The organism is Dietzia sp. CW19, from assembly GCF_014145265.1.
GTDB lineage: Bacteria > Actinomycetota > Actinomycetes > Mycobacteriales > Mycobacteriaceae > Dietzia > Dietzia natronolimnaea.
In genome coordinates this window covers 22702-29238 of the sequence record NZ_JAALEE010000541.1, presented here as the reverse complement: position 1 = coordinate 29238, position 6537 = coordinate 22702, and the positions used below count along the sequence as shown (strand labels likewise).

The following is a 6537-nucleotide window of genomic DNA, read 5'->3' as shown; positions in this document are numbered from 1 at the left end:
GTCGCGTGCGCCGAGTTCGCCGACGAGCAACGGCTCACCGGCATCTGGGGCGGCCGGGTCCGCGGTGCCGGCCGCGGTGCCGTCACCGTCGAGTACCCCGACCACCACATCACCACCCACCCCTATCTGACCCGCGACGAACGGAGCACCACCGCATGAACACCGAACGCCCCACACCCACCCCGCCCGACCTCGACCCCCGGCACCGAGCCCTGATCCGGGTGCTCGCCAAGTACCCGCTTGGTCTGACCGGCCGGGAGCTGCGGACCAGGATGAAGTTCGAGTACTTCGCCGCGAACGGCACCCCGTCCGACCACGACGGCGTGCTTGAGGCCGCCCTCGACGCCGGACGTGTCGAGCAGAAGCTCATCGGCCGGGACGTCCGATACGTCCTCGCCGAGACCACCACCACCAACCAGGACGGAGAGTCCCAATCATGATGTGCAACCCACCCCGCCACTACACCGCCCGCGTCGGCCTGGCCGCGACAGACGTTGTCGTCGCCAGCCACGAGGGGGCCGACCCCGCCGCCGTGCTCGCCGTCGCCTCATCGCATGGGATCGACCAGGACGACCTCGTCGTCGAGCTGGCACACCGCCTGGCCGCCGCGTGCGAGGTGCTGGCCCGCCAGACTTCGACCGACTGGCCCCAGGCTGCGCTCGACGTGGCCCAGGACCGTGTCGCCGCCGCCCAGGGGGTCCGGTCATGACCAACCTCACCGACCCTGTGACCCGCGCCGAGGCCAAGGTGTCCGCCGTCGAGATCACCCGGTGCGTCCTCGACGACGACATCGACACCGCGCTCGTGATGCTCGACGGGCTGAGCCTCGACGAGGCCCGGGCGCTCATCCTCGCGCTGGCCGGGCAGACGGCCGACGTGGTCCGCCGCGTGACCGACGACGAGGCCCACGCCCACCACGTCCTCGGGATCTGGCGCGACTCCGCGGTGACCGAGCTGGTCGCCGCACGCACCGAGGGCGGTGACGGCGCATGACCATCGACCCCAGCACCCTCCCGCCGACGCACGGCCCCGGCGACCCCCGCGGCGTGCTGTGCTTCCGTGAGCCCCTGCCCGAACCGCTCCAGGTGGCCGAGGACAGCACCGCGGCGGCCGATCACGACCGGGTCCACGCCCTCGGTGTCCGGTTCCAACGACCGGCCACGCTGACCGAACGACGGCTACTCGAGGCCCTCGGATGGACCGACGCCGAGGGCAACCCGCCCGGACCCGAGACGATGACCTCGGTCCGGTGGCTCTCGGTCGGCGTCAGACGCCGCGAGTGGCCGACCTTGTACCCACCGATCCCCACCACCGAACCCACCACCCCGAGTGAGAGTGAGCCCACGCCATGACCGCACCGCTGAACAACGACCAGACCCCCGAGTCCGACCAGGACCAGACCCCGCCCGACGGCGGTGACAACGACCAGGACCAGAACGGCCGCGAGACCCGGCAGGACCGCCGCGACCGTCAGGCCCGCGAGCGTGCCGCTGAGCTCGAGACCGAGCGGGACGCCCTCGCCGCCCGCCTCGACGCCCGCGACCGCGCCGAGGTGACCCGCCTGGCCGGGGAGATCCTCGCCCAGGGATCGGACCTGCTCGACCTCGGCGGGGTGAGCCTCGACGACCTGCGGGACGAGAACGGGGACATCAACGCCGACGAGGTCGCCGCTATGGCGGCGGCGTTGGTCGACCAGCGCCCCGGCCTCATGCGTGGTGCCACCCCGCCGCGGGGCTTCCCCGACTGGGGTCACAGCCGCACCTCCGGCCGGGCCGAGGGGCAGGTGTACGGCGGTAGCGGTGCGCCGAGCTGGGCGGATGCGTTCGGCGCTGCGGGGCGGGAGAATGGAATGCGCTACACGTAGCGTCACGTGACGATGTAAGGTCAGAGGCGTCGCCCGACCGGTGGGATACCGGGGGCGGCGCTTCTTCCGTCTGCGGGATGCAGACACCCCGCCTGGCCGCGTGACGTTGCCGCCCGGGCACTCCACGAACTCTGCCCTGGGAGGCACCACCATGCCCATGAACACCACCAACGGCGCGGCGATCCTCAGCCCCGAGGACGTCGCCGCCCTTCTCGTCCAGCCGGTCCTCGCCGAGTCACTGCCCGGCCTCGTCGCCACGCCCGTACCGATGACCTCGAACAAGCTCCGCGCCCCGTCCGTTCAGGACGACCCCAACGCGGACTGGGTCGAGGAGGGGGCCGAGATCACCGCGAGTGACGCGGTGTTCGATGAGGTCGAGGCCCCGGCCCGCAAGGTCGCCGGCCTGACGATTGTGACCTCGGAGCTCGCCAACGACTCCTCACCCTCCGCCGTCGAGCAGATCGGCGAGGGGCTCAAGCGCGACATCATCCGCAAGGTCAACAAGGCGTTCGTTCTCAACCTCGCCGCCCCGGCCCCCGCCGGCCTCGGCAGCGTCACCGGTGCCACCGTCATCCCGGTCGGCACCGCGTGGGCCAACGAAGATCCGTTCGTCGACGCCGTCGCCGCCGCCTCGGGTGTCGGTGCCAACATCGACTCGTGGATCGTCAGCGCGGCCGACTACGTCGCGCTGCGCAAGCTCAAGACCGCGACCGGGTCGAACCAGCGACTCATCACCCCGGACGCGGGCGGCGGCATCCTCATCGAGGGTCGGCCCGTCCACCTGAGCCCCGACCTGCCCGCCGGCACCGCGTGGGGCGTGCCGCGTGACCGCGTGCTGTTCGGTGTCCGCGAGGACGCCGAGGTGGTCGCCGACTCGAGCGCCTACTTCTCGTCCGACCGCGTCGGCGTGCGGGCCAAGATGCGCGCGACGTTCGCGTTCAACCACCCGGCCGCGCTAGTCAAGCTCACGGTCGGCGCGTGATGACCGCCCCCGAGGGCACGGCCGAGGTCACGACCACGGCGCGTGTGTTCTACGCCGGACACGTCGCGGTGCCGGGGACCGTGCTGGCCGCGATCCCGACCTCGGTCGCCGAGGTCCTCGTCGCCGCCGGCGCGGCCGAGCTGTACACCGGCTGACCCCATGAACCCCCGGCCGCGTACCTCGCGCGGAGCTACACTGGCCGGGACTACCGCAGTCCGGCCCGCATAACCGGACACCGCGGGGCGGGTAACTTCTGGCCCGCACACGCCGCCCCCGGTCTCCTCGTGAGGCCGGGGGCGGTGGTCTATCCCCTCGACCTCGTCGGCCCCGCGCCCGCGCCGCGCACCAGGTGGGCAGGGGATCGGCGTCCACCCCGCGACCGTGACCACCGAGGCCGGGTGTTGTACGAGGTCACCAACACCCACGGTGCGCAATCCCCCCGCCCACATCGCGGGATCGCCCGCGTGTGTGCTGACAGAGGGGCTGACACCATCACCTCGACCGCACCTCATCACCCCCGCCGCCGGGGCGTGACCTTGTGGACTACCCACAACCGGCCCGCCGCGGTGCCTTACCCGCACCCACATCGACCCTGCCCCACGGCCACCTCGCCGCCGGGCACCACCACCCCGACCAGGAGGACCCCATGCCCCGAGCACCCCGCCGTTGTCCCGGCTGCGAGACCAACCTCGTGCATCCCCCGGCCAAGTACTGCGAGACCTGCACGCCCAAGAAGAACTGGCAGGGATCGCGCCGAGGTAAGGCCACGGCCGGCGCACCGTGGCGCAGGTTGCGCGCCGAGATCCTCGAGCGCGATGACTACCGGTGCTACCTCTGCGGGCAGGACGGTGTCGACCACGTCGATCACATCGTGTGTGTGGCCGAGGGTGGCTCCGACGACCCGGGCAACCTCGGCGCGATCTGCCGACGGTGCCACACCAAGAAGACCGCGGCCGAGGGTGGACGCGCCCCGCGCGCTCCACGGTCCACCGACATCGACATGTCCTCGTCCCGGGCGTTGCGAGACCTCCCCGGCTACTGACGCCGCCTCACCGCCGCTGTGACGGCCTGACGACCTCGCGCCCTACCTCGGACCCACGGCGCGGACGGGAGGCCGCCCACGTGGACGCTGGCCGGTGCTGTGACCCCTGGGGGGCCACGTCCTCCCCCGGGGTGCCCGTTCAGCCGACCCGCTCTGTTTTCTTTGCTCCGTACGGCTCCAGGAAGTTTTCCGGGACACGTCAACCAGGGGGTCTCAGGGGTCGGTTTCGACCCCGTAGCCGCCCCTCACGCGGCCTGTACGGGCGGCGGGGATGGTCGGTGTACGCCCGGTAGTCGCTGGTCAGGGAGCCCCGCACAGCCGTTTCACCTCGGCCGGCGGGGTCTCCGCTGCTCGGAGCGCGGCGGAATCGACACATCGTCTCGGCTGACGGTCGACGGTGGGGGAGTGGGTGGACCCCGTGGGGTGGTGGTCGTCGATCCCACGAAACCGGTACGCGCCTCTGCGGTGGGGAGGATCGTGGTGGGCATGAGAATCGAGATGAGTAAGGACCTGGAGTGGTCCCGGACGTTTGGCTGCTACCACGGGTACGCCCCGTTTCATGTAGTGCTGGCTGCGCTGCACTTGGATCCGGGACAGCACTTCGATGTGTCGGTCGTCGAGCGACTCTCCGGCGAGGAGGGAACCACGTGGCGCTTCGCTTGGCTCCATGAAGGCGTTCTAGGGATCGTCGAGTCGTCCTCTGCCATCGAGGACTGGTCGCGGTCCACCGATGCGAACCTCGCGGATCAGCCGGCGGACACACGGACGCGCCTTGTGCCACTCAAGACGGTCGACACTTTGGACTCGAAGATCACGGACCAGCATTTCGAGCATTGGCATAACCGCCCGCTTCCGGGTGACCAGACGCTCGGCGGAGAGTTTCATTTCCACGCCACCGTCGATCTCTTGACCGGTGACACGAGCGTGTTCCGGTTCCCGCTGGTCCCGCCGACGGGATCCGCGATTGACCACCACCCGACCAAGCAGCGCGACCGTGAGCGCAGCGAGGAGTTCGAGGCCGCGCTGGTGGGGGCTTGGAAAGAAGCATCGAAGTAGGGCGAATCCCCACGGCCCGCCCACGTCGGGAATGGTGACCGACTCCCCACGGATTCCCCACAGGCTGCGGAACGCGGACTAGAAACCCATTCTGAACAGCGCGAACCTAAGCGCCCCCGAGAGGATTCGAACCCCTGACCAGCCGGGTAGAAACCGGATGCTCTATCCACTGAGCTACGGAGGCCTGCGACGCTCGCGTCCGGCGTCGCCGGAAGAATGGTAGCCGATCCGGGGGTGTGCGCAGCAGCCGCGAATCGGCCCGGGGGCGATCGGGTTAATACGATGGTGGCCATGACGTCGTCCAAGTCGACACCCACCACCGCCGGACCGCTCAGGACCCGCAGCGTGGTGCCCGTGGTGATCCTGCTCGCGGTGGTGGCCGCGGCGGTGGTGATCCCGCTCTCGGGCATGTCCACCGAGGTGGCGCTCGCGCTGGTGGGAGTCCCGGACCCGGGCGTTCTCACCACGGCCGGGCTCCCGGCGGTCCGGGCGATGGGAGAGCTGCTCGCGGCGGTGGCGGTGGGGACGGCCCTGTTCGCGGCGTTCTTCACCCCGCCCCAGAAGGACAAGACCCTCGACGTGGACGGCTACCGCTCGCAGCGGATCTCCTCGTGGGCCAACATCGCCTGGGCGGTGGCCGCGGCACTGCTCATCCCGCTGACCCTGTCGGACGTCTCCGGCCGCACCCTCTGGGAGTCGCTGCCGCCGGACCAGTGGATCGTGGCGATCAACCAGATCGACGTGGCCTCGTCCTGGCGGTGGGCGGCGGTGATCGCCCTGGTGGCCGGGATCGGTCAACGGCTCACCCTGAGTTGGCGCTGGTCGGTGATCTGGCTGGGCGTCTCGGTGCTCTCGCTGCTGCCGGTGGCGGCCACGGGACACGCCTCAGGGAGCACGGCGCACGACATCGCCACCAACTCGTTGATCATCCACCTGTTCGCCGCGGCGTTCTACGTGGGTGGGCTGGTCGCGGTGCTCGCCCACACCATGCGGGGCGGCTCCCGCGTGGCACTGGCACTGCGCCGCTACTCGGTGGTGGCCACCATCGCGATCGTCGCGCTCGGGTTCTCCGGAATCATCAACGCGCTCGTGCGGCTGCACCCCGGCGACCTCTTCTCGTCGACCTACGGGCTGCTCGTGCTGGCCAAGGCGCTGCTGCTGGTCCTGCTCGCGATGTTCGGGCTGGCGATGCGCCGCCGGATCATCGCGAAGATCGAGTCCAGATCGGCCAACGCCCCCGTCGACCGCGGGACCCTGCTGCGGATCGGGCTGGTCGAGGCCGTGGTGATGGCGGGCACGATCGGGCTGTCGGTCTCGCTCGGCCGCACCCCGCCGCCGGCGCCGCTCTACGTCCCCACCCGCCAGGAGGCGCTGCTGGGCTTCGAGCTCCCCGGTCCGTTCTCCTTCGGCACCGTGCTCGGGCTGTGGCGCTTCGACCTGGTGCTGGGCCTGGCCGCGGTCGTCCTGCTGAGCCTGTACGTGTGGGGTCTGATCACCCTGCGCCGTCGCGGCGACTCGTGGCCGGTGGGCCGGACCGTGGCCTGGGTGCTCGGCTGTGTCCTGCTGTTCCTCACCACCAGCTCCGGCATGGGG

The 6537-nt window shown here is 70.8% G+C and carries 10 protein-coding genes and 1 tRNA gene; 10 read left to right on the top strand and 1 reads right to left on the bottom strand.

The features are described 5' to 3' along the window. The first annotated feature begins 155 nt into the window (after positions 1–155). The 9 genes from G6021_RS15425 (at position 156) to G6021_RS15385 (ending at position 4944) form a co-directional block, all read left to right on the top strand. The gene (locus tag G6021_RS15425) at positions 156–440 is read left to right on the top strand and encodes a hypothetical protein (protein WP_182641664.1); all 285 of its coding nucleotides are present in this window, start codon (positions 156–158) and stop codon (positions 438–440) included. Next, positions 437–709 carry a hypothetical protein gene (locus tag G6021_RS15420; protein ID WP_182641663.1) on the top strand — a complete coding sequence of 91 codons (273 nt, stop codon included), beginning with the start codon at positions 437–439 and terminating at the stop codon, positions 707–709. Before G6021_RS15425 ends, G6021_RS15420 begins: the two co-directional genes overlap by 4 nt. Beyond that, on the top strand, positions 706–993 hold the full coding sequence (locus G6021_RS15415) for a hypothetical protein (protein WP_182641662.1): 288 nt from the start codon (positions 706–708) through the stop codon (positions 991–993). Before G6021_RS15420 ends, G6021_RS15415 begins: the two co-directional genes overlap by 4 nt. Further along, positions 990–1352 carry a hypothetical protein gene (locus G6021_RS15410; protein ID WP_182641661.1) on the top strand — a complete coding sequence of 121 codons (363 nt, stop codon included), beginning with the start codon at positions 990–992 and terminating at the stop codon, positions 1350–1352. Before G6021_RS15415 ends, G6021_RS15410 begins: the two co-directional genes overlap by 4 nt. After that, positions 1349–1864 carry a hypothetical protein gene (locus tag G6021_RS15405; protein ID WP_182641660.1) on the top strand — a complete coding sequence of 172 codons (516 nt, stop codon included), beginning with the start codon at positions 1349–1351 and terminating at the stop codon, positions 1862–1864. The genes G6021_RS15410 and G6021_RS15405 overlap by 4 nt, the downstream gene beginning before the upstream one ends. Before the next feature lie 157 nt (positions 1865–2021). Then, entirely contained in the window at positions 2022–2846 is an 825-nt protein-coding gene (locus tag G6021_RS15400) for a phage major capsid protein (protein ID WP_182641659.1), read from the top strand. Continuing rightward, positions 2843–3001, top strand: coding sequence for a hypothetical protein (locus G6021_RS15395; protein ID WP_182641658.1), 159 nt, complete (start codon positions 2843–2845; stop codon positions 2999–3001). Before G6021_RS15400 ends, G6021_RS15395 begins: the two co-directional genes overlap by 4 nt. Positions 3002–3492: 491 nt before the next feature. Next, positions 3493–3888: an HNH endonuclease gene (locus G6021_RS15390; RefSeq protein ID WP_182641657.1), complete on the top strand. Its 396-nt coding sequence runs from the start codon at positions 3493–3495 to the stop codon at positions 3886–3888. Between the two features lie 423 nt (positions 3889–4311). Continuing rightward, positions 4312–4944 carry a hypothetical protein gene (locus G6021_RS15385; protein ID WP_182641656.1) on the top strand — a complete coding sequence of 211 codons (633 nt, stop codon included), beginning with the start codon at positions 4312–4314 and terminating at the stop codon, positions 4942–4944. Positions 4945–5055: 111 nt separating this feature from the next. Here the strand turns inward: G6021_RS15385 and G6021_RS15380 are convergent. Further along, a tRNA-Arg gene (locus G6021_RS15380) sits at positions 5056–5128 on the bottom strand. Between the two features lie 107 nt (positions 5129–5235). Between G6021_RS15380 and G6021_RS17615 the strand changes: the two genes are divergently transcribed. Then, positions 5236–6537 (top strand): CopD family protein (locus G6021_RS17615; protein WP_241736607.1); only part of this gene is annotated, 1302 nt, incomplete at its 3' end.